19 protein-coding genes and 1 pseudogene are annotated in these 21,382 nt (G+C 58.4%); 4 read left to right on the top strand and 16 right to left on the bottom strand.

Features of this window, described 5'->3' with window-relative positions:
• Positions 1-13 precede the first annotated feature (13 nt).
• From HGI47_RS08095 to HGI47_RS08045, 12 genes and pseudogenes are all read right to left on the bottom strand, one after another.
• Positions 14-522 (bottom strand): annotated as a pseudogene (locus tag HGI47_RS08095) (transposase).
• A complete protein-coding gene (locus HGI47_RS22895; RefSeq protein ID WP_255460727.1) occupies positions 491-616 on the bottom strand; it encodes a hypothetical protein in 126 nt (41 codons plus the stop codon). The pseudogene HGI47_RS08095 and the gene HGI47_RS22895 overlap by 32 nt, the downstream one beginning before the upstream one ends.
• Positions 579-944: a transposase gene (locus HGI47_RS23065; protein ID WP_168852281.1), complete on the bottom strand. Its 366-nt coding sequence runs from the start codon at positions 942-944 to the stop codon at positions 579-581. Before HGI47_RS23065 ends, HGI47_RS22895 begins: the two co-directional genes overlap by 38 nt.
• Before the next feature lie 128 nt (positions 945-1,072).
• Positions 1,073-2,344: a D-amino acid dehydrogenase gene (locus HGI47_RS08085; protein WP_118074304.1), complete on the bottom strand. Its 1,272-nt coding sequence runs from the start codon at positions 2,342-2,344 to the stop codon at positions 1,073-1,075.
• A gap of 728 nt (positions 2,345-3,072) precedes the next feature.
• Positions 3,073-4,149 carry a CaiB/BaiF CoA-transferase family protein gene (locus HGI47_RS08080; RefSeq protein WP_118074303.1) on the bottom strand — a complete coding sequence of 359 codons (1,077 nt, stop codon included), beginning with the start codon at positions 4,147-4,149 and terminating at the stop codon, positions 3,073-3,075.
• Between the two features lie 270 nt (positions 4,150-4,419).
• Positions 4,420-5,937, bottom strand: a complete 1,518-nt coding sequence (locus HGI47_RS08075) for an AMP-binding protein (protein WP_168852280.1) — start codon at positions 5,935-5,937, stop codon at positions 4,420-4,422.
• Complete coding sequence (locus HGI47_RS08070) at positions 5,934-6,350, bottom strand: MaoC/PaaZ C-terminal domain-containing protein (RefSeq protein ID WP_118074302.1); 417 nt, start codon at positions 6,348-6,350, stop codon at positions 5,934-5,936. The genes HGI47_RS08075 and HGI47_RS08070 overlap by 4 nt, the downstream gene beginning before the upstream one ends.
• Positions 6,343-6,786: a MaoC family dehydratase N-terminal domain-containing protein gene (locus tag HGI47_RS08065; protein ID WP_118074301.1), complete on the bottom strand. Its 444-nt coding sequence runs from the start codon at positions 6,784-6,786 to the stop codon at positions 6,343-6,345. The genes HGI47_RS08070 and HGI47_RS08065 overlap by 8 nt, the downstream gene beginning before the upstream one ends.
• Position 6,787: 1 nt before the next feature.
• Positions 6,788-7,966, bottom strand: a complete 1,179-nt coding sequence (locus HGI47_RS08060; RefSeq protein WP_233497667.1) for a lipid-transfer protein — start codon at positions 7,964-7,966, stop codon at positions 6,788-6,790.
• Positions 7,967-8,203: 237 nt separating this feature from the next.
• Entirely contained in the window at positions 8,204-8,554 is a 351-nt protein-coding gene (locus tag HGI47_RS08055) for a RidA family protein (protein WP_118074299.1), read from the bottom strand.
• A 127-nt stretch (positions 8,555-8,681) separates the two neighbouring features.
• Positions 8,682-9,635, bottom strand: coding sequence for an enoyl-CoA hydratase/isomerase family protein (locus HGI47_RS08050; RefSeq protein ID WP_162896101.1), 954 nt, complete (start codon positions 9,633-9,635; stop codon positions 8,682-8,684).
• A gap of 440 nt (positions 9,636-10,075) precedes the next feature.
• Positions 10,076-12,262, bottom strand: coding sequence for a TonB-dependent receptor (locus HGI47_RS08045; protein ID WP_168852279.1), 2,187 nt, complete (start codon positions 12,260-12,262; stop codon positions 10,076-10,078).
• A 388-nt stretch (positions 12,263-12,650) separates the two neighbouring features.
• Between HGI47_RS08045 and HGI47_RS08040 the strand changes: the two genes are divergently transcribed.
• The 4 genes from HGI47_RS08040 to HGI47_RS08025 are packed head-to-tail and all read left to right on the top strand — an operon-like array spanning position 12,651 to position 16,940.
• A complete protein-coding gene (locus HGI47_RS08040; RefSeq protein WP_125955350.1) occupies positions 12,651-13,748 on the top strand; it encodes a P1 family peptidase in 1,098 nt (365 codons plus the stop codon).
• On the top strand, positions 13,745-14,896 hold the full coding sequence (locus HGI47_RS08035) for an FAD-binding oxidoreductase (protein ID WP_118074296.1): 1,152 nt from the start codon (positions 13,745-13,747) through the stop codon (positions 14,894-14,896). The genes HGI47_RS08040 and HGI47_RS08035 overlap by 4 nt, the downstream gene beginning before the upstream one ends.
• Complete coding sequence (locus HGI47_RS08030) at positions 14,893-16,224, top strand: aspartate aminotransferase family protein (protein WP_125955351.1); 1,332 nt, start codon at positions 14,893-14,895, stop codon at positions 16,222-16,224. Before HGI47_RS08035 ends, HGI47_RS08030 begins: the two co-directional genes overlap by 4 nt.
• Positions 16,224-16,940 (top strand): gamma-glutamyl-gamma-aminobutyrate hydrolase family protein, encoded by a 717-nt coding sequence (locus HGI47_RS08025; RefSeq protein WP_118074295.1) that lies wholly within the window; start codon positions 16,224-16,226, stop codon positions 16,938-16,940. The genes HGI47_RS08030 and HGI47_RS08025 overlap by 1 nt, the downstream gene beginning before the upstream one ends.
• 15 nt (positions 16,941-16,955) lie before the next feature.
• Here the strand turns inward: HGI47_RS08025 and HGI47_RS08020 are convergent, their stop codons facing one another.
• From HGI47_RS08020 to HGI47_RS23060, 4 genes are all read right to left on the bottom strand, one after another.
• Positions 16,956-17,726, bottom strand: a complete 771-nt coding sequence (locus tag HGI47_RS08020) for an enoyl-CoA hydratase/isomerase family protein (RefSeq protein ID WP_118074294.1) — start codon at positions 17,724-17,726, stop codon at positions 16,956-16,958.
• A complete protein-coding gene (locus HGI47_RS08015) occupies positions 17,723-18,628 on the bottom strand; it encodes an SDR family oxidoreductase (RefSeq protein ID WP_118074293.1) in 906 nt (301 codons plus the stop codon). Before HGI47_RS08015 ends, HGI47_RS08020 begins: the two co-directional genes overlap by 4 nt.
• A 360-nt stretch (positions 18,629-18,988) precedes the next feature.
• A complete protein-coding gene (locus tag HGI47_RS08010) occupies positions 18,989-20,275 on the bottom strand; it encodes an acyl-CoA dehydrogenase family protein (RefSeq protein ID WP_233497669.1) in 1,287 nt (428 codons plus the stop codon).
• A complete protein-coding gene (locus tag HGI47_RS23060) occupies positions 20,221-21,276 on the bottom strand; it encodes an acyl-CoA dehydrogenase family protein (protein ID WP_168852278.1) in 1,056 nt (351 codons plus the stop codon). The genes HGI47_RS08010 and HGI47_RS23060 overlap by 55 nt, the downstream gene beginning before the upstream one ends.
• Positions 21,277-21,382 lie beyond the last annotated feature (106 nt).

Here is a 21,382-nt window from a genome sequence, read left to right as displayed (position 1 = left end):
CCTTTGTGGGAGCCTACGAAGAGTGCATTCTTACGATTGAGGGCCAGCGGCCGGATCGGCCGCTCGACGGAATAGAGTCAAGTTCGACACGGACTTCATTCAGGAACAGCGACAGTCCGGTCCGGCGGGGCGGCGCGTAGCGGATGGTGTCGGCGAACTTGCTCTTGGCGCTGATCTGACGGAGCCTCGCCTCGGAGGAGATGCGCCGTTCATCGACGATGATGCCGGCCTTCTCTCTGCGAATAGCGCGTCGCTACTGGCGGAGGTGCCGCGAACTTCGTCATCAAGCTCGTATAGTATAGCGATGCGGCGCTGCACCTCGGTCGCGACCGGCAAACTGTCAGCCACTTCGTAAAACTTGCGTATCACGTGCGACCAGCAGAATGCGAGGCTGAGTTGCTGGCTTAGTCTGGCGAGCGCGGCGTAGCCGCTGTGCCCGTCCGACCTGCAAGATGCCGGAATAGCTTCCCAGATATGCTTCTGCGCGCGCTCAGCACGCGCATCGGCAGCAGGCCCGATCATCGCGTAGCCTGAGCGCTTCGATTGCCGCATCAATCACTCCGGCATCGGCGCCGCGGCTAATCTTCACCGCCAAGCCGGCGATCTCCAGTTCCACTGCTCTCACCTTCGGGCGTGGGTCTCTCTTCGCCCACTGGGCGCAGGCGCGGACTTGGCGGCCGAACCAGTATCGACCACGGCAGAAACGAGTGCCGGAAAAATGCGCCCCGGCTCTCCATCTGCTTGCGGAGTTGCCGACGCCCGGTGAACAGCTGCGATGGGCTCATGCCATGGCGCCGCACGACCGAGCAGATGGTCTCCTGCCCGGAGAGGCTCTCTGCCACGATCGACGCATTTACCTCCGGCAGCCGATCGCACCGCCGCCCCAAGCCGGTGAACACGTCGAGGCGCGCTACCCGGCTAGCGCCAGCATCATCACATGCCATCGTCATAGCACCAGCGACCTCAACCTAATCAGGGCGCTGAGGCTCGGCGCTCGGCTTGACGCCCAATAGGGTGGGACCAAAGGTGAGCTTGTTCCATTGGGATAGTCTAAGGCTGGGACCGCAGCTAGCTAGGACCGGGATAAACCGCGCTGATAGCGGCTGACAGCCAAGTCGTCGGTTTGGATTGCGGTGCGCTTGCCGTTAATCAGGTCGGCTATGATCTGCCCTGATCCACAGGCCATCGTCCAGCCAAGCGTGCCGTGGCCGGTATTGAGGAACAAATTTGGAATTTTGGTCGGACCGATGATCGGCGTGCCGTCCGGAGTCATTGGCCGGAGGCCGCTCCAGAAGCTGGCACGTCTGAGGTCGCCTGCACTGGGAAACAGCGTGCCGACGCAAAGGTCTAGCGTGTTGCGCCGCGCTTGGGGCAGATTCGAAGAATAGCCTGACAACTCAGCCATGCCGCCGACGCGGATACGGTCGCCCAACCGCGTTATAGCGACCTTGTAACTCTCGTCCATCACAGTCGAAACTGGCGCGCGGCTTTCGTCGACAATTGGGATGGTAGTGGAATAGCCTTTCACCGGATATACCGGCAGACGTAGCCCGAGCGGCAAGAGTAGCAACGGCGAATAGCTGCCAAGTGCGACAAGATAGATGTCGGCACGGATATTGTCCTTATCGGTTTCGACATGGGTAATTCGACCCATGTCGGTGGCGAGGCGACGGATCGTGCAACCAGTGAGAAAGGTGACGCCCTTTGCCTTCGCGAGATCGGCAAGTGCATTGGTAAATTTGAAGCAGTCTCCCGTCTCGTCATTGGGTAAGCGCAGACCGCCCGCGATGCTCTCGCTGCTGTAGGCAAGGCCTGGTTCGGCGGTGATGCAGCCCTGTCGGTCTAGCACTTCGAAGGCAACGCCATCCGAATTGAGCACGGCGATGTCCTTCGCGATCCCGTCGAACTGGTCGTGTTCGCGAAAGAGTTGCAGCGTTCCCCGGCTGCGCTCGTCATATGCAATGCCGGTTTCGTGGCGTAGTTCGATCAGCTTCTCGCGGCTGTATTCTGCGAGTCGAACCATTCGTTTTTTGTTGGTCGCGTAGGCACTATGGGTGCAGTTTCCTAGCATTTCAGCAATCCACCGCAGCATCGCCATATTGGGTTGCGGACGCAAGATCAGCGGCGCATGCTTCATGAATAACCAACGCAGCGCCTTGATCGGTATGCCGGGCGCGGCCCAAGGGGCGGCATAGCCTGGCGAGACCTCACCGGCATTGCCAAAACTCGTTTCAAGAGCGGGGCCGCTCTGACGGTCGATGACGATGACTTCATGGCCGGCTTGAACCAGGTACCACGCAGATGTCACACCGATAACGCCGCTGCCGAGAATGGCGATTTTCATGCCGTCCTACTTTGTTGGGCCAGTGGTGGGCCTCTAAGGACGCTCGGATACCGGAGTCCGACACAGGCTTGGAGCAAGTAGGAAATTTTGCCGGCATTCGCAGCGACATTATCTACGCTCTGGGTTGGGCCGATCGATTCGACCGTGGGCTCGCATTTTAAAAGGGATCCGGGTATTTCACTCAAATCGAGCGAGAGCCTGACGCTTGCTATCGACAAGCGGCAGATCGTTGGACCGCCGTGACCGCTATTACCATCCGCGACATGGATAAAGACGTGGTGAGGCCCGTCATTGGAATAGCCCATGAGCTTGGTGACGACGTGAAAAGGGTCGCCAGTGCTTTGCGTAGAGCCGTAGCTGACACCGATGCCGGTGCGAATCTCACTAGTGCGGCCTGAAAGAGTCTGCATAGAGCGCCCTGCGTTAGAAAAGCCTGTGGGCTTGGCGCTACAGAGAGTAACACAAGCGCGGGATTTGGAAGAGATTGGTGGCGATAACATCTTGTGTGTTGCTGGCTGGAAATTCCTCCGGAATCCCCCAATATGTGGATAATTATTGGTGAGATTAAGGGAAATAAATCTACAGTATGGACATTATAAACTGCCCGGATTGCGCAATCGCGAAATGAATAATATCAGGAATAATAGCATTTATTCAAGCCTTATTAGGGATAAGAATATCGAATTTTATTTCGAACTGTATGAAATCTACTGTGGTTTTTAAAAGTATTATCTTTGTAGCCAGTCCCGTATGATGGCCTCACGGTCGGCATCAGTGAGGGGCGGGTCGTCGCCGTTGCGCGCGGGTGTTACAGAGAAGCGAGGTGCCGGAGCCGCTTGCGCGTCAGAGGTAAAAGTGCCGCGTGCCTGATTGTGGGGATGCAATGGAGCTTCGCTCAAAGACAGAACGGGTGCAAAGCAAGCGTCGCTCCCTTCGAGTAAATCACACCATTGGTCTCGGGTTCGCGTCGCAAAGATATTTTCAAGAGCCTGAGACATCTCCGGCCACGATGCGGTGTCATCTCGACGGTCAAAGAGCGGGTCGATAAGCCCAACCCGCTCCCGAAGCTGCGCCCAGAATTGAGGTTCGATTGCGGCAATGGATACCCAACCCCCATCGGCACAACGGTAGCAGCGATAGTAAGGCGCTGCTCCGTCGAGAAAGTTTGCAGATCGCGCATCGTTCCACTCGCCGCGGGCTTTGAGCCCGTAGAACAAACCCATCAGTGAACTCGCTCCGTCGCTCATTGCGGCATCGACTACCTGGCCTTGTCCAGTCGCCCTCGCGTGGCTTAGCGCCGCGAGCAGGCCCATGACGAGATAGAGTGATCCACCACCGAAATCGCCCACGAGGTTCAAAGGTGGAAGCGGCGGACCCTCGGCCAATCCTATCGCATGAAGCGCTCCCGAGATCGCAATATAATTGAGGTCATGGCCTGCGGCCTGCGCCAATGGTCCATATTGTCCCCAGCCTGTCATACGTCCGTAGACCAGCTTGGAATTGGTCGCGAGCATGGGCTCCGGACCAAGCCCAAGGCGTTCCATCACGCCAGGTCGAAATCCTTCAATCAGAATCTCTGCCTCTCCGATCAGCTCAATGGCCATTTCGCGGTCCGCTGCCTGTTTCATGTCTAGCGCGATTGAGCGTTTGCCGCGTGCCAAGACATATTCAATTGGCGCGTTTGGCCGATCGATTCTGATGACATCAGCCCCCATGTCGGCCAGCAGCATTGCTGCGAATGGTGCAGGACCGATTCCGGAAAATTCGATTACGCGAAGGCCTTTGAGCGGTCCATCACATGTCATGAATGCACACTTCCTTCATGATGACGCATGTTTCGGCTGGGTCACAGAACTACAATCAGACAAGTGAGCTCGGGTCGGCAGGTCGAAGCCGTATCGGTTGTCTGCTGACCTGGCGGCAGAGAGCCTCCAGATCGCCCGGCGGCCCAAAAGTCCCGAAGAGGCGTTACCGATTGAATGCTGGGGAGCACCTCTGTGGGCAAGTCGTGCAAGCCTATTGAACTTGCGCTTGGCTGTCGCCGACAACTGCGATGAAAGCCCAGTCCGCAAGTATCAGATCGACCTTCCGGTTCCCGCCCAGTGTGGTTCCTTCAGCAACCGACGCAGGATCTTGCCAGAGTCTTCCCGTGGCAGGGTGGAGTGGAACTCCACGTGCCGAGGAGCCTTGAAAGCTGCGAGCTTGCTGCGGACAAAGGCTCTAACTTCCCAGGCATCGGGTCCGCCAATGTCGGCGTGCTGAATCGCCGCGCAAACAGCTTCTCCAAACTCCGCGTCGGGTACGCCGAAGACGGCCGCGTCGGCGATTCCCGGATGTGAAAGCAGCACGGCTTCGATCTCCGCTGGGTAGATGTTGACCCCCCCCGAAATGATCATGTCGTTTGCCCGATCGCAGAGGAATAGATAACCATCTTCATCGAGAAACCCGATATCACCTAGCGTGATGAAGCCTTCCTGCTCGACTGCATGGCGGTCAGCATCGCGACCGTGGTAGGTAAAGTCCGGGAAACTGGTTGAACGAATATAGACATGACCTGGAGTCCCGGCCGGAATCTCATTGCCCTCGTCGTCGAGAATGCGGATCGCGCAGCCATCCATTGCACGACCGACAGTTCCGGGTTTGCGCAAGGCTTCTTCGGAATTGTGATAAACGGCGCCACCAGTCTCGCTACCGCCGTAGTATTCGTGAATGATCGGCCCCCACCATGCGATCATGGCTTGTTTGATCTCAGGCGGGCAGGGCGCTGCACCGTGCGCCACAAACCGAAGCGATGACAGATCGTATTTCCAACGCACCTCCTCGGGAAGCTTCAGAAGGCGCACGAACATAGTCGGAACCAAGTGGACATGAGTAAGCCGGTGATGCTCGATGAGCGCTAGAAGCTCTTCCGCGTCGAAACGCGGTTGCATTACTACCAACTCACCCACCCGGCCCGCTACCAATGCGTAAGTATTCGGTGCGGCGTGATAAATTGGTCCAGTTATGACTGTACGGATTGTCTGGCCAGGGACAAGACCGAGCGCCGTCGCCATGAGCGCGGCCATGCGCCTGGCCATCTCAGCATCTGCTGGCTCTCGTTTCACACCCTTTGGTTTGCCTGTGGTTCCCGACGTGTAAATCATTCCGAAGCGGGTGATCTGTGGTTCGCCTCGCCATTCCGCATGCTTGTCACGCCAGTTCGCCCATTCATCGACTGTCGAGACCGGACTGCCGTAGGCTTTGGCGACCTCTTGCGGGACAGGACAGACCAGGATCGGCAATGAAAGCGACGAACGGTCGCCGAGAATAGGAAGGAGATCCTCGTGAGCTACAATCACTTTTGCACCACTGTCGCCAACCACGAACAAGGCTTCCTCGCTGCGGAAGTGCCAGTTTACTGGTACGACATTTGCCCCAATAAGGTTTGCTCCAAACGAAATTTCGAAGAAAACCGGATCGTTGCGGAGCAGGATTGCAACAGTGTCACCAGCTCCAATACCCATCTCGGCCAATCCAGTCGCCACCTTGGCAGCGCGCTGGTCGATGGTACTACCGGTGACCATGGTTGATCCACTGATGACGGTTGCAGTCATAGAAGCACGACCTCCGCTTCGCCGGCCAGAGTTTGCACGTCGCCGCCGATCGTGGCCAGGATCTTCAGGCGAGCCCGTCGCTCATTATCCACTTCGAACAGCTCGACGACCTCACCGCTGCAGGAAACGACCGCTCCCACAGGGGTAATGGATACAAACCGGGCCTTCCAGGAACGCAACTGGGCTTGGGGTAGCCAACTGGTAAGCAATTGCGCAAGATAGGCCATCGACAGCATGCCGTGTGCAAAGACGTCTTGCATACCGGCGGACCTGGCGAAATCTATATCAACATGAATTGGGTTGTGATCGCCTGAGGCTCCCGCGAATAATGCAAGGGTAGTGCGGGAAATCGGCGGCAGTACGCGCTCTGGCACCCGGGTGCCGACTGCGATCGCTTCGGTTCCATTAGCCATGTCGCACCACCAGGGTTGTCTTGAGCAACGCACATTCGCTTCCCTTCGCATCGGTGATGGTCATGTCGCGCACAATGAATTCCAGCAGTCCGCCCTTTCTTTCATAGGCATCGCTGATCTTCGTATCGATCGTCAGCTCTTCGCCAGCATAGACCATTCGCCGATACTCAAAGCTTTGTTCTGCATGTAGCACTTTAGCCAGGGGAACCTTCAGGTCATCGAGCCAGAAGGTTTCAGATGGCGCAAGCAAATCGAGCGTGAACAAATAGGTTGGGGGCAAGGGGAGTCCGGGGTGTCCCGCAGCCTTGGCAGCGGACACGTCGCTGTAGACCGGATTGGTCTCGCCCGTGGCCTTCGCGAAGAACCGCAGGGCACCTTCCTCGGCGACAATCGTTCGTTTCGGCCATGTTCTTCCGATTACCGACAGGTCAACCATCTCAAGCAGCCTTGTAAAGGGTAACGACGCAGGCGCCTCCTAAACCGAGGTTATGTTGCAGCCCGACCTTCGCTCCCGCAACCTGACGTTTGTCGGCATCGCCCCGCAATTGCCAGACGAGCTCGCTACACTGCGCGAGGCCCGTGGCACCAAGCGGGTGTCCCTTGGAAAGCAGCCCGCCAGAAGGATTGGTTACAGTCCGACCGCCATACGTGTTGTCTCCGTCGCGGATGAACTTTTCCGCTTCTCCCGGTGCCGCCAGCCCGAGAGCCTCGTAAGTGAGCACCTCGTTGGTCGTGAAGCAATCGTGCAACTCGACCACCGGTACATCCTGGGGGCCGATACCTGCTTTGTCGTATACCTGCAGGGCAGCGTCGCGCGCCATGTTGAACCCGACCGCATCGATCAGGCTGCCATCGCTGAAGGATTGCGCTGGGTCTGTAGTCATAGCTTGCGCGGCGATCTCAACATAGCGACCCGGATTGGCTCGCTTGAACTTCTCGGAAACGATGATCGCAGCCGCCGCTCCGCACGTGGGTGGGCAGCACTGCAGACGGGTGAGGGGGCCAAAGATCGTAGGTGAGGCCATGATCTCATCGGCGGTAAGCGGATCGCGGAAGATCGCGAGAGGATTGTTGATGGCGTGGCGGCGAGCTTTCTCCGCTACGAGAGCAAAGCTTCGGCTCTCAAAGCCTGTGCGCCGTTGATACTCGGCACCGGCTCCGCCAAACAACCGAGCAGCAGGCGGCCTGGTGTTGTCGTCGCCTGGTGCCTGCTCTGCAATCCTGACGTAGTTTTCGAGGATCGAAGGCCGGTCCGTAAACATTACATCCAGCGCACCGGGCATCATTTGTTCAAACCCAACGGCCAAGGCCACATCGACCGCGCCGCTTTCCACGGCCTGGCGCGCAAGGAACAGCGCGGTTGAGCCGGTTGCGCACGCATTGTTGACATTGATAATGGGAATGCCAGTCAAACCGACCGAATAAAGCGCTTTCTGGCCCGAGGTAGAATCGCCATAGACAAAGCCGGCATAGGCCTGTTCGACCTTCGAATAGGCAATTCCCGCGTCGGCAAGAGCCGCGCGTACCGCTTCAGCACCCATCAGATTGTATGTTTCGCTTCGCCCAGGCTTGGTGAAGGGGACCATGGCGACACCGGCAACGTAAACCTTCGACACGAGAACTCTCCTCTGTTCTTTCGGCACATTTATTGACCGACCGGTCGTCAAATGCAAGCACCTTTTGTGGCCGCACGGCAGGCCCAGCGATGCTGAGCTCATTCTTAAGATGGTGCGGGGAACAGGCCCTGACGAAAGGGGGCTCAATCCAATTAGACTAACTGTACAGGCGATCGCGGGCTGTACTCAGCTAAAGCCATCAGGCTACATCGCGGCCAAATTTGAAACGAAGGCGGATTACTTGACAGCCGCGACAACGATGATCTCGACCTTACAACCCGGCCGTGCAAGCCGAGACTGACCTGTAGCGCGCGCAGGGGGAGCGTCGCGATCGATCCAGTTGTCCCAGACGGCGTTCATTTCCTCGAAGTCCGCCATGTCGGCGAGCCAGATGGTCGCGGAAAGCACGTGCGACCTGTCGCTGCCACTCTGCTCGAGCAGGGCATCGATCTTCGTCAGAATGTCTTGGGTCTGGTTGGCCGCAGATTCGCCAGGCACCCCAATCTGACCGGCAAGGTATATCGTACCGTTGTGGATTACGGCCTGGCTCATCCGGGGGCCGCTGTTCAGACGTATAATGCTTGCCATGATGGTTCCTTCTGCTTTTGATTCAATTCCAGTTCCGCGAGGTCAATTGGGCGCGGCAATCGACTGGTGGCTCTGTTGCCTTGGACAGGCCGCCAAGCGGATGGCGAATTGCCGCCTATCGGTAGTATCACTCGAGCAACAGGTCAGCGCGCCACGCTGGCAGCGCCAGCGCTTCGACGATCGCCGCGTCTGCGACTGCGGTATCGGTTAGCTCGCCTTTATCGATCATGTTTTGGGCTGCGCGGCGAAGTTCGCCGCGATCAGGCCCGATTTTGCGAAACCTCGCCAACGCAATGTCGCGTTCAGGGTGGCGGGCAAGCGCGCGGCTGGCAAAGAAGTATCGACGCAATACACGCGACTGCCGCGAGGCTCTCAGAGTCTCAAACAAGGTGGCTTCAAGGGCCAGTCCAGCCTCAAGTCCGTGTTCCACACCTGCGCGTGCAGCCTCAAGGGTTGCCTGCGGAGCCTGCCATTCGGGATCCAGTGCAGTTTCATAACGACTGATTGCGGCAAGTGCCGCTTTGGCTGGTTCGCCTGCGATGTTGCGAACCGGGCGTTTTGAGAATCTAGGAGCCATCGTCACTGCCATCTGCAGATCGCCTACCGCGTCGACGAAGCCGATTTCCTCCGCTTCCTTCAGGTCAATTGGCTCGGCTCCGATCAGGAGTTTGAGGGCGGCTGGCATGCCGACCAGTCGCGGCAAGAATTGCGTACCTCCAAAGGTTGCCAACAGCCCAAGCTTGACTTCCGGCATGCCAAAAAGTGTGCCCGGCGCCGCAATCCGAAAGTCGGCGCAATAGGCAACAACCATGCCGCCACCCAGCACCATACCGTGCATCACGGCGATCACTGGTTGCGGTGCGAGCCGGCAGGCTTCCTCGAGCTCGAGCAGTCCGGGCGCTCGTACCGGATGTTCTAGTTCGGCAATGTCTGCTCCAGCGATGAAGTTACGTCCCTTGCCAACTATCGCAATTGCCTGCGCCTCACTGCGTCCAGCTTCGGCAACTGCGGCAATGAGCTGACTGCGCGCTGCGTGCGACAAGGCATTGACCGGTGGATTGTCGATCTCGATGTAGGCCACGGGGCCACGCTGAACAAGCGATACAGGGGCAGTCATTGAGCCTCGCAGAATCAAAATGCTATCATCGTTGGATTATCCGAATTCCACCGCCATTATGGTCATGCTTTGAATTTAGGATAGCGTTCGTGATTTCGCTGCTGGGCGATTGAAGCAGCTTGCCTGGTATCAAAAGCTGCCCGGTCGCGCCGCGTCATGGCTATGCATAGTTATCGAGCCTTGGAATGAGCCTGCAGTTCCAGAAAATGCATCATGACCATGTCTCGACACGCAGCCCTGGGCCCGACTGATCCTAATTCAAGGCTGTGAGCAGAAGTGAACGAGGTGATCGGCGCAGCAGAGTTGAAGAGGCGGGCGGCCTCGGTAGGTCTGAAAACCGCACCGCCTCTATCCGATCCCTTCAGGACTTCCGTCCAGAATCGCTAACCTAGGATTCGGGATTACTAGAACTTCAGGCTTGCTCGAACATTCCACATCCGCGGCAGGGACAACTGAACGTTTTGATTTGCCCCTACACCCGGAAAGCCGAAACCGCCCGGACCGATAGAGACCGGAACCTGGTTGTTGAACAGGTTGCTGACATTGAACGCCAGCCGGAAGTTTTTGTCGATCTCGGCTTCGATCGACATGTCGACGGTGTCGCGAGACGGGATCCGCAACGCGGCGCTGTTATCGCGATCCTGGAAGAAGCCATCGACATAGCTGTATTGCGCGCGCCCGCCCAAGGTGAGCCTGTCATTCACAGGCACTCGCAATGTGGCGGTTAGGCTGGTCGTCAGTTTGGGAGAATTCGGAATACGGTTGCCGTCGAAGATCAACGGTGCGCCGCCGGCCGTAGTATCGCGGTAGTCCTTGAATCGCGCGTCAGCGTAGCCGAGGGTTCCGACAACCGTGAACGGCTTGAAGGGACGAACCTTAACTTCCCCTTCGAACCCACGGATTCTCGCGCTCGCAGCATTCGAGACAACCGCGATCAGCGCCCCGCCGCCGCCCAGCACTGGCACAAGTTTCGCGGTCTGGATGTCGCCATAATTTTGCTGGAAGCCTGAGAATGCAAAGCCCAGATCACCGTTAAGCACGTCACCCTTCAAACCAACTTCGTAGTTGGTCAGCTGCTCGCGATTGAACCGCAATTGTTTGAACGAGGTGATCAAGAAGCTTGTGACATTGTCGAGGTTCCAGCCCCCGCTCTTGTATCCGCGCGACACCGTACCGTAGATCGATACGCTTGGCGCAAGCTTGTAGCGCAAGGTAACCAAGGGCGAGAAATCGGTGTCGGAACCAGCATCGGTTTCACGTGGCAGGGTGGGTGCAACGAACGGGAAGCCTTGCTGACGGAAGTCTAGGGTCTGCTTCTCATAGGTCAGTCGTGCCCCGAGCGTCAGCGTCAGGCGCGGTAGCGCCTCCCAATCAGCATTGACGAAGCCGGCGAAGGATTCCGATCCCACCATCCCGCTCGTAGAACCGGTCAGCCCTCTCAAGAATCCCGGGACGTTGGCAATATTGCCAAAAGTGCTCGAGGCGTAACCGTCAACGTCCTGCTTGAAATAGTAAAGACCGCTGACAAAGGAAAATCGAGACCCCATCTTGCCAGCAAGGCGCAACTCTTGGGAGAATTGCCATTGATCCTGCTTCTTCTGGCTGTCCACGACTGCCAATGGGCCGAAGTCGGGGTCATTATTGCGCAACGAGGAGGCAGTCCGGTAGGCGGTAATCGAAGTCAGGGTCAGATCAGTTGAGGTTGACCAGTCTATCTGACCCGAAACACCGAATAGCTCGCGCTTCGCAATCGGGGGGAGGTTAGTGTTGGTCTTGTAGGTGCCAGTGACAGCGCCATATCCGCTGATCGGCTGCGGTACAGGAGCAAGCTGGTCCTCGTTCGTATAATCTGCTGACAGCAAGACCGATACATCGTTGTTTGGCCGCCACAGGGCCTTGATCCGCCCGCCGACGGAATCGATGTCGCCGATATCCTGTCCGTCGAAGACGTTGGTGATATAGCCGCGCCGAGTGGTCCGGAAGCCACCGATGCTGATTGCAAGATTGTCTTCGGCAACGGGGCCGGTCAGGAAGGCAGAAAACCGGCGTTCGTCATAACTGCCAAGCTGCACTGTTGCGTCGCTGCCGAATTCGAATTCGGGCTTGCGAGTGGTGATGCTGATCGCACCAGCAATGGAATTGCGTCCGAACAAAGTCCCTTGTGGGCCTCTGAGGAACTCGACCCGCTCGGTGTCGAACAGTTCCTGGTTGAAGCTGTAAAGCTTACCTTGAACCACGCCGTCGACGTAAACACCAACACCGGAATCAAATCCTGCGTTCACCCGTGACTGGCTGGCGACCCCGCGCACGACGATCAGCGATAGAGAGTCATTCCCGTTACTGATGTTGACCAGATTCGGGACCGAATTGGCCAGGTCGAGCAGTCGCAGGGACGCCTTCGCATCGATATCGCCGGCTCCCAGAGCGCTGATTGACAGCGGCACATCGACAATTCGCTCATCCCGCTTGCGGGCTGTCACGACGATCGCGTTGTCTTTAACCTCCGGCTCGGCTGAAGGCGAATCGGCCTCCTGCGCGAAGGCAGGCATGCTGATCAGCATAGCACTAAGAAAAAACGGGAACTTACGCATCGGCCCCTCTCCCCTTGATTACCTCATTGTCGGCGCGGTGTATCATTAATCGACCGGTCGGGCAATTTATATAATCCGACCGGTCGATAAACACCTTCAGGGGTATGGATCGGATGAATGTGACGCATGAGCACAACTGGAGTCTCGTGAGGTCGCTTTGCCCTGGTGAACTGGGCCGAACCTTTGCCGTGGATGGGATCGGTCCGCTTAGATGGTTGGGCATTTCGACCACAAGACCCAAGGGTCCTGCGGCATACTTGGCCGGGCAAACGCGATCAGGTGAGCTGGCGGAGTCGACTGCCAGGGATCCGCAATTCCGGTTGCATTATCCGTCCGGACGGTTAAAGCATGAACCCACGCTCTGATCACTCGATTTTCTAGGGGCCAAATGACAAGCCAAAAGACGAAATGCAGATTTCGCGACCTTGGGTTAACGATCGGCACGCTGCCGACGGGGCCCTTGAATGCGATTACCGATGTGGCCGGGGTCCGCGTTGGGCACGTAACGCGGATTGCCGACGCACCGCACGTCTTGCGGACCGGAGTCACTGCCATCCAGCCGCTGAACGTGCCCTATTGGCAGGAATCCGTCTTTGCCGGCTTCCATTCCTTCAACGGATTCGGTGAAGTTACCGGTAGTCATTGGATTGCTGAAACTGGTGTGCTCACCTCGCCAATCTGTATGAGCTCGGCTTTTTCGATCGGGGTGCTGCGTGATACGCTGCTGGCCCATCCCAAGCAGAATGGGATTGATGACCGCTGGCATCAGCCAATGGCCGGAGAAACCTTCGATGGCGTACTCAATGACGGCTGGGAAGGGCCGATTACCCGGGCAGACGTCACCGCTGCGCTCGATGGGGCCAGTGGCGGCCGGGTTGCCGAAGGATCGATTGGTGGCGGAACCGGCATGATGACGTTCGAATTCAAGAGCGGAATCGGGACTTCTTCGAGAGTAGCGGCCACCCCATGCGGTAGCTTTACCGTCGGCGCTCTGGTCCAGTCCAATTTTGGCAACCGGTCCGAGCTTACCGTCGATGGTGTTCCGGTCGGTCGGCATATCGGTTATGAAGTCGTGGATAGCCCCCAACGACGCGACCAGGGCTCGATCGTGATTGTGCTCGCAACAGATGCGCCGCTGTTGCCGCCGCAATGCGCAAGACTGGCGCGGCGCGGCGGCATCGGCCTGGGCCGCGTCGGTGGTTTCGGTTCAAATAGATCGGGCGATTTCATAGTCGCCTTTTCGACCGGTAATCGCGTACCCTTTAATGATGTCGCTATTGCAGAGGGTCTTCGCATGCTGCCCAATGAGGCCATGAATCCGCTCTTTCGCGCAGCCTCTGAAGCGGTCGAAGAGGCGATCGTCAATTCCATGACCATGTCGGATTCAATGACTGGAGTGGATGGGACAACTGTGCACGCTCTGCCGACTGACAAGCTCGTCGAAGTTATGCAACGCTATGGCCGCGGGCCCGAGAGCACGTCATGAATTGCGCCGATGTACTAGTAATCGGAGGCGGGATCGCCGGCATGTCAGCTGCCGCGGGGCTGTCAAGAAACGCCCGCGTGGTGGTGCTTGAAGCTGAACTAGCGCTGGGTTATCATTCTTCCGGGCGTAGCGCGACATATTACCATTTCGGCATTGGCAACCGTGCAGTGCGCGCCATGACCGCCTATAGCCGGGAGTTTTTCGAGCAACCGCCAGGCGACTTCTCGGACCAACCATTTTGCAGGCCGACTCCAGCGTTGTTCGTAGCTCGCCCGACAATGGTGGAGGCGCTGGCTGGGCTCGAAACCGAGATGCGGCTGTTCACCAACACGATCGAGCGGATCGACGAAAAAGGTATGCTGGCAATGGTGCCAGTACTGAAGACTGGCGGAGAGGGCATAGTCGAAGGAGTGGTCGATTACGGCGGTCGCCGGCTCGATGCCGACCGATTGCTGCAAGCTTATGCCCGAAGGGTCAAGCATGGCAAGGGTGAAACCGTTACCGGAGCCCGCGTCGTGTGCATCGAGTACAAGGCAGGCTTGTGGCAGGTGACAACCGAACGCGGACAGCAATATGCTGCGCCCGTGCTGATCAATGCGGCCGGAGCTTGGGCTGATCATGTGGGACGACTGGCAGGCGTGCGGCAACTTGGCCTTGAGCCCAAGCGGCGAACGGTCATCATGTTTGACCCTCCCCATGGAATCGGGGCCAGCGAATGGCCGTTCGTCAAGGCCGCGGTGGACGATTTCTACATGATCCCGGAATCCGGACGGATTCTGGCGTCGCCAGTGGACGAAGTCGATAGTCCTCCCACCGACGCCCAGCCTGAGGAATATGATCTCGCTTTGGCCGCGTGGAAAGTCGAGGAATATACGACGATGACGGTGCCGAGGATTCAACATCGTTGGGCAGGGCTGCGATCCTTCGTATCCGACCGCGTGCCAACGGCCGGTTTCGCGCCCGACGCCGATGGGTTCTTCTGGCTGGCTGGGCAAGGTGGATACGGATTGCAGACAGCGCCTGCAATGGCAGCAATTGTCTCTGCGCTCGTAACGGGCGGGCCGTGGCCGGAAGGCTTAGCCTCCCTAGGTTTGACACCGGATCAGGTCTTGCCGGATCGTCTGGTGGGTGGGGAGGTCTCGCTATGACCAATGTAATGCGCCGGCTGCTCGGCCGTGATTATCCTGTCGCCGTTGGGGGCGATGGCCCCTATGTCATCGATGGTTCGGGCCGGCGATATCTCGATGCCGCGTCGGGGGCTGGGGTCTCGTGCCTCGGGCACAGCGCCACCCGGGTTGCGGATGCTGTATCCGCCCAGGCGCATATCATGCCCTATCTCTACAACGCCTACTTCACGACGGATGCAGTCGAACGTTTCGCAGAAGCGCTGGTTGCCGCGACGCCGGCCGGGCTCGACTGGGTCTATCCCGGTTCAGGCGGGTCGGAATCGATGGATGGCGCACTCAAGCTCGCGCTTCAGTTTCATAATGAAAACGGTGAACCCGGTCGGACCCGCTTTATCTCCCGGCGCCAAAGCTATCATGGATGTACTATCGGAGCACTCGGCGTTAGCGGGAACCTGATCCGCAGATCGCTCTTCGAGGGTTTTCTACCCCCGCATCATTTTGTCTCGCCTTGCTATGCCTACCGCGAGCAGAGCAGTAGCGAAACTGAAGCTGAATATGTCCGCCGGCTCGCAGACGAGCTGGAACACGCCATCATTCAACTTGGTCCGGAGAACGTCGCCGGATTCGTTGCGGAAACTGTCGTTGGCGCCACTGCGGGATGTATTCCGCCAGTTCCTGGTTATTTCCAGGCGATCCAGGCGGTCTGTCAAAAGTATGGTGTCCTTCTTATCCTCGACGAAATCCTGGCAGGCGCCGGACGCTGCGGAACCTACCTTGCATGCGAACAGGATGGGGTGGTTCCTGACATCGCCGTGGTGGCGAAAGGCCTTGGCGCCGGTTATCAGCCGCTTAGCGCAATCCTCGTCAGCGATCGGATCGTGGCAACCTTGGCTGGGGGGCGAGGATTCTTTTTCCATGGCCATACCTATAACTGTCACGCGACCGCCGCTGCGGCGGGCTGCGCTGTACTGCAGGAAATCGAAGAACAGGACCTCCTTGCCAATGTGCGCCGCCAAGGGAAACTCTTGCGGCAATCCTTGACTGATAAGTTCAACCAGCATCCCCATATTGGCGATGTGCGCGGGCGTGGGCTGCTGCTCGGAATTGAACTTGTCGCCGATCGGGAGAGCAAGGAACCATTCGCTCCTGAGCGAATGGTTTGGAACGCTATCCAGAGCGCGGCGATGGACAGCGGTCTGCTGTGCTATCCGGGGTTCGGGACAGTGGATGGCACGCGAGGTGACCACATCTTGCTTGCTCCCCCGTTCATCATCACCGAAGCGCAGGTGGGCGAAATCGTTGACAAGCTCGCGTTGGCGATCGACCAAGCAATTGCGGGTACGGCCTGATGCGCAGACCACTGATCGGTGTTACGGCTGATGTCGAATTACGAAGTGATGCCCGGCAACTTCATTATTTCGCCAACAAGGCCATGATGAGAGCCTTGTCCAGTGCGGGCGCGTTGCCTGTGATGCTCCCGCACGAGGCCGAGTTCATCGATGACTATCTCGGCGTGCTGGACGGTGTGCTCATTTCCGGCGGCGGGTATCAATTTCCTCACCCCCTTCTTATCGATCCCGCAACTGTTGATCAGGAACCAGTGGAGAAAGTCGCGCGGACACGGTTTGAATTGGCTTTAGTGCAGCGCGCGACGGAGCGGGATCTCCCTCTTCTCGGTATCTGTGGTGGCTTCCAAGTCATGAATGTCGCAGCGGGCGGCACAATCGTTCCTTCACTCAAGTCACTGCGTCCCGAATGGCACATGCATCGTGACGCTGCACCCTATGAGGAAGCTGCACACGAGGTCGTCACCATGCCGGGGAGCCTTCTTAGTGAAATTGTTGGTTGCGACAGCTTCCCGGTCAACAGTCTGCATTCGCAGGGTGTCATCGAGCCTGGAGTCGACGCGAGCACAGCAGCAGTTGCGCCGGATGGTATTGTTGAAGCGATTGAGCGACGGGACCGCCGCTTCTGGATCGCGACGCAGTGGCACCCGGAGTTCCATATTTCGGAAGCTGACGGTTGCCTGTTTGACGCATTCGTCGCCGCAGCGGCTGCTCGGTAGATTTCGGCACCAACCTTATGAGCCTTGGAGCAGGGCGACTGCAGAAGTCAGAGCAGCTTGGGTTACTGGGTCCCGCATTCGTTCAGCCTGAGCCCGGGCCTCTGCCAGTAATCCCGCCTCAGCCTCCTCGGATGCCAGCAGAGCTCTGATAGCGCCATGTGTTCCGCGCGGAACGCCAGCCAGCTTGATCGACAGCTTCTGCACGGCATCGTGAAGTCCATCCGCGGGCACGACAGTTTCAGCAAGGCCCAAGCTAAGGCATTCCTCAGCAGACAGTGAGCCCCCAGTCATTAGCAGGGCGCGCGCGCGCGCCATGCCCACTGCCGCGATCAGGCTGCGGTTGATACCTGTGTCAGGAACTAGACCTAGCCGAGCAAACGGGAAGAGCAGCCGTGCGTTTGAAGACATGACCAGGATATCCGCGAGCAATGCGATGCCCGCGCCCGAACCTGCGGCTGCACCGTCAACAGCAGCGACGATGGCGACCGGAGATCCCGAAATCGCTGCCGCTAGCCGTCCAGTCTGGTCCGCGACGATCGCGGCCATGTCATCGGCAGAGCTGTCAGCAAGAGCATCAAGCGCAGCTCCAGCCGAAAAGATTCCATCCTTCCCCGTCAGGACAATGACCCCTACATCGTTGGTTGCGGCCAGATCGTTGATCAGGTCGGCGATGCGACCTAGGTCAACCGGCCCCAGCGAATTGCCCCGCTCCGGCGATGCAAGGCGTGCGATCGCGATCGGTCCGTCGCGTTCGACCTCGAGCGCGATCGCATACCCTTTGCTCATGCGCCTTCCATAATCTTCTGGAAGGGTGCCATCCCTGCTGCAAAGTCACTTGGTGCCTCTGCGCCAGCAAAATTGACAATCGTCGACCATGCGTCGCGAACCTGTTCCGGCGAGAAATCTTCACCGCCTCCGATCCGTTCGCCTCGGGTACGTTGCCAGCGCAGCTTGCTGACCCACCCGCCGCCTACTTCGAACAAGCTGCCAGTCTCGCTGCAGGTTTCGTGCGCCAGCCAACCGACAAGCGGGCTGACAAGTTCTGCGCGCATCGGTGCGAGCTGTTCAGGAGTCATGACTGTTCGGGTCAGGCGCGAATCCGCCGCCGGTGCAATAGAGTTGACATGAATGTTGCGTGCGCGTCCTTCAACCGCGAGGGCCTGGGTGAAACCGTGGAGCGCAAGCTTGAAAGTACCATAGTTTACCTGGCCGAAGTTGCCATATATCCCAGCGGCCGAAGAAGTATTGATGATCCTGCCGTAGCTCTGGTCGCGCAGTCGCGGCCAGGCGGCATGGACGATCCGGAATGCTCCCAGCAAATGGACGTCATAGAGATCGCTCCAGTCCTGCTCGGTCATCCTGTGAAACCCAACATCACGCAGGAACCCGGCATTGTTGATGATGATGTCAATCTGCCCGAATTGATCGAGCGCCGCTTCAACGAGCCTTGCACCATCGATGACCGAGTCCGTATTGACGACCGCTTCGCCTCCGGCCGCGCGAATCTCCTCGACAACCTTTGCCGCTGGGCCAGCGTCAGTCCCCGCGCCGGCCGCCGACGATCCAAGGTCGTTGACAAGCACACGTGCGCCCCTGCTAGCGAGCATTAGAGCATGTGCCCGGCCTAGGCCTCCGCCAGCACCAGTGACAATGGCAACCCGTCCATCGTAGCGAAGTGTATCAGTCATCAGTCTTCCCTTCGGATCAAAAATTTCTAAGCACCGTAGCGATATTCAAAGTCCGATCATTTGCCCCGTTTGGTTCCCTGCAACGAACGGTGCGACCGCCTGCCGGCCCGCGTAAATGATTAGCAATCTTGCAACACCGGGCTTCTGCCGCGTAAGGTCGGGAGCCATATGCGGCGGGCAACGCCATCGAAGCGAGGCCAGCCCGCATCAGGCTTGAAGCACCGGGCTGCTGCAGGAGATGGCTGCGACCGGCAACAAAGAGAGCCTTGGGATGGAAACCATGCAAGGGTCCTGATTGGCTGGCTCCCGATGTGCCACAGCAATCGGTCAGGTGAGCAAGGGTCTCTCCTCTGAGCGTAATCACGCCGCGTCCTCATTGAACGGGCGGGTGGTATCGTCACGCTTAGCAGCCGGCAGACCCAGCACGCGCTCTGCAATCACGTTACGAAGGATCTCGTCTGTACCGCCAGCAATGCGCATCGCGGCGCCGAAACTCCACGATCTCTCAACGGCTTCCCAGCCATCGCCCAGCGCACTCCCGACCAGCGCTCCTTCCTGTCCGCGCAGGTCAAGCAGCAAATTGGCAATCAACTGCGCCTGGCTGGCTATCACGAGCTTGGTGATCGACTGCTCAGGTCCGGGTAGCTGGCCTCGGCCTAGGTTCGTCAAAGTCCGGTAGGTCAGCAGCTTGAGCCCGCGATCATTCAAGTACGCCTGGGCAATGATATCGCGAACGTGGGGATCATCGCTTGCACGCCCGGTTGATGTCTCGAGGCGTCTACTGATATCGATCAACGTCGATGAATCAATCAGACCGATGTTTGCACCGACATTGAGCCGCTCGAACATGAGCGTCGTCATCGCTCCTGCCCAACCGCCGCCCGGCACGGTCAAGCGAAACTCGTCAGGGATCATAACTCCGGATAGGAAAACTTCGTTGAATTCGACACCACCATCGAGCTGCCGGATCGGTCGCACCTCGACTCCGGGCGCACGCATGTCGATAATGAAGAGCGTCAGCCCGGCGTGCTTGGTTGCACTGGAATCAGTCCTCGCCAGCAAGAGCCCATAGTCTGAGAACTGCGCTCCGGTGGTCCAGACCTTTTGGCCGTCTACAAGCCAGTTTTCTCCGGTTTTCACCGCCTTCGTGCGCAAGGCTGCTAGGTCAGAGCCTGCAGCGGGTTCTGAGAATAGCTGACACCAGATCTCAGCACCGCTGATCGCGCGGGCGACGAACCGCTCTTTGACCTTATCGCTGCCAAGTGCGAGCAAGGTGGGCACGCACATTCCCAGTCCAATTTCGTAGACGCCAAATGGAACGTCGTATCGTTCTTCTTCCTGGCGGAAGATTATCTGCTGGGTGGTTGTCCCGCCGCCTCCACCATACTCGCGCGGAAGCGCGATAGCTGCGTAACCTGCGGCGGCCTTCTTGCTTTGCCATTCGCGGGCTGCCGCCACGAGTGTCGCGTCATCAGGCCAGGCAACTCGTCCTCGACCGCGCGTTACCGGTGCATGCGCGGCAAGCCACTCCCGCGCTTGAGCGCGGAACTGGGCATCGATGGGAGAATCGGCGAAGTCCATCTGCTGGCCTTTCAATGCTTCGTGGTCTCGCCGGCGATCAGCCTGGCGGCCAAACGCGAACGCCACTCGACGGCTGGTCCGTAGCAGGCCGCCAGCGCTCGGGCTCGACGGTAGAATAGGTGCGAGTCTGACTCGAAAGTGAAGCCGTAGCCGCCATGAACCTGCAGCGTTTCCTGTGCGGCAAATAGATAGGCTTCGGTGGCAGAGGCACGAGCCGCGGCAGCGGCAAGCGGTAAATCGACTGCTCCGGTGCCGAGCGACCACGCAGCATACATCGCATGCGCACGTGCGATTTCAATCTTGGTCCAGATGTCGGCCAACTTGTGCTTGATGGCCTGATACGAACCAATGGTTTGCCCAAATGCGCGGCGTTCGCGCGAATAATCAATTGCGCCATTGAGAGCCCTAGAAGCTCCGCCAATCTGTTCGAAGGCAACACAGACAACTGCATGATTGAGCGCGAGATCCGCATCGTCGCCAGTCATTCGGGTGGCTGGAGTATTGCGGAATGTAATACGGCAGAGCTGACGACCCGGGTCCCGGCTTTCTAGCGCCTCCTGTTCGACAGCATTTTCAGCCATGTCGACAAGCCACAGCTGATTGTTGGCTCGGACAATGGCTACTGATGCACCAGTTCCGCCCGAAACAGGTGAAATAACGCCCGTAATGTGATCGTCCTCGACAGCAAGGGCACTATCTGTCGCAACACAGGCTGTCGCTGAACCGCTGGCCAATGCTGGCAGCCAGCGATCCTGTTGCTCAGGCGACCCGCACGATTGGATCAACGGGGTGGCATGATACAATGATGCGGTAGGTATTGCGGCCACCGACCATCCAATTGCTTCTGCAGCCAGGCAAAGCGGGAGAGGCCCGAGGCCATTACCACCGAAATCAGTAGATATGCCGCTGGCCAGGATCCCCATCTCACCGAGCAGTTCCCAGGCCGTCACATTGATCTGACCAGTATCGACAGTCTTCCGTGCTGCCTCCAGCGGTGCAGCTTCTTCGAGAGCGCGCCGCAACTGGTCAGCAAGGAGCCGGTAATCTTCGGAAAAATCGAACTCCACCTAGTTGTCCTCACTGCACTAAAGCGCTGAAGCGATATCCTTCGCCCTGAGTCGGACTATCCCATTAATCGAACGGTCGGTCAATGGATGATCTGTCATCCGCCTT

This window comes from Novosphingobium sp. ERN07, assembly GCF_012641335.1.
Taxonomy (GTDB): Bacteria; Pseudomonadota; Alphaproteobacteria; order Sphingomonadales; family Sphingomonadaceae; genus Novosphingobium.
This window is presented reverse-complemented; position numbering and strand designations above follow the sequence as displayed.

Bases quoted from the DNA above. Each gene is read 5' to 3' on its own strand.
- HGI47_RS23065 (WP_168852281.1), bottom strand. From the start codon at position 944: ATGGCATGTGATGATGCTGGCGCTAGCCGGGTAGCGCGCCTCGACGTG.
- HGI47_RS08025 (WP_118074295.1), top strand. From the start codon at position 16,224: ATGCGCAGACCACTGATCGGTGTTACGGCTGATGTCGAATTACGAAGT.
- HGI47_RS08070 (WP_118074302.1), bottom strand. From the start codon at position 6,350: ATGGCTAATGGAACCGAAGCGATCGCAGTCGGCACCCGGGTGCCAGAG.
- HGI47_RS08075 (WP_168852280.1), bottom strand. From the start codon at position 5,937: ATGACTGCAACCGTCATCAGTGGATCAACCATGGTCACCGGTAGTACC.
- HGI47_RS08055 (WP_118074299.1), bottom strand. From the start codon at position 8,554: ATGGCAAGCATTATACGTCTGAACAGCGGCCCCCGGATGAGCCAGGCC.
- HGI47_RS08040 (WP_125955350.1), top strand. From the start codon at position 12,651: ATGACAAGCCAAAAGACGAAATGCAGATTTCGCGACCTTGGGTTAACG.
- HGI47_RS08030 (WP_125955351.1), top strand. From the start codon at position 14,893: ATGACCAATGTAATGCGCCGGCTGCTCGGCCGTGATTATCCTGTCGCC.
- HGI47_RS08080 (WP_118074303.1), bottom strand. From the start codon at position 4,149: ATGACATGTGATGGACCGCTCAAAGGCCTTCGCGTAATCGAATTTTCC.
- HGI47_RS08065 (WP_118074301.1), bottom strand. From the start codon at position 6,786: ATGGTTGACCTGTCGGTAATCGGAAGAACATGGCCGAAACGAACGATT.
- HGI47_RS08020 (WP_118074294.1), bottom strand. From the start codon at position 17,726: ATGAGCAAAGGGTATGCGATCGCGCTCGAGGTCGAACGCGACGGACCG.
- HGI47_RS08045 (WP_168852279.1), bottom strand. From the start codon at position 12,262: ATGCGTAAGTTCCCGTTTTTTCTTAGTGCTATGCTGATCAGCATGCCT.
- HGI47_RS08035 (WP_118074296.1), top strand. From the start codon at position 13,745: ATGAATTGCGCCGATGTACTAGTAATCGGAGGCGGGATCGCCGGCATG.
- HGI47_RS08085 (WP_118074304.1), bottom strand. From the start codon at position 2,344: ATGAAAATCGCCATTCTCGGCAGCGGCGTTATCGGTGTGACATCTGCG.
- HGI47_RS08015 (WP_118074293.1), bottom strand. From the start codon at position 18,628: ATGACTGATACACTTCGCTACGATGGACGGGTTGCCATTGTCACTGGT.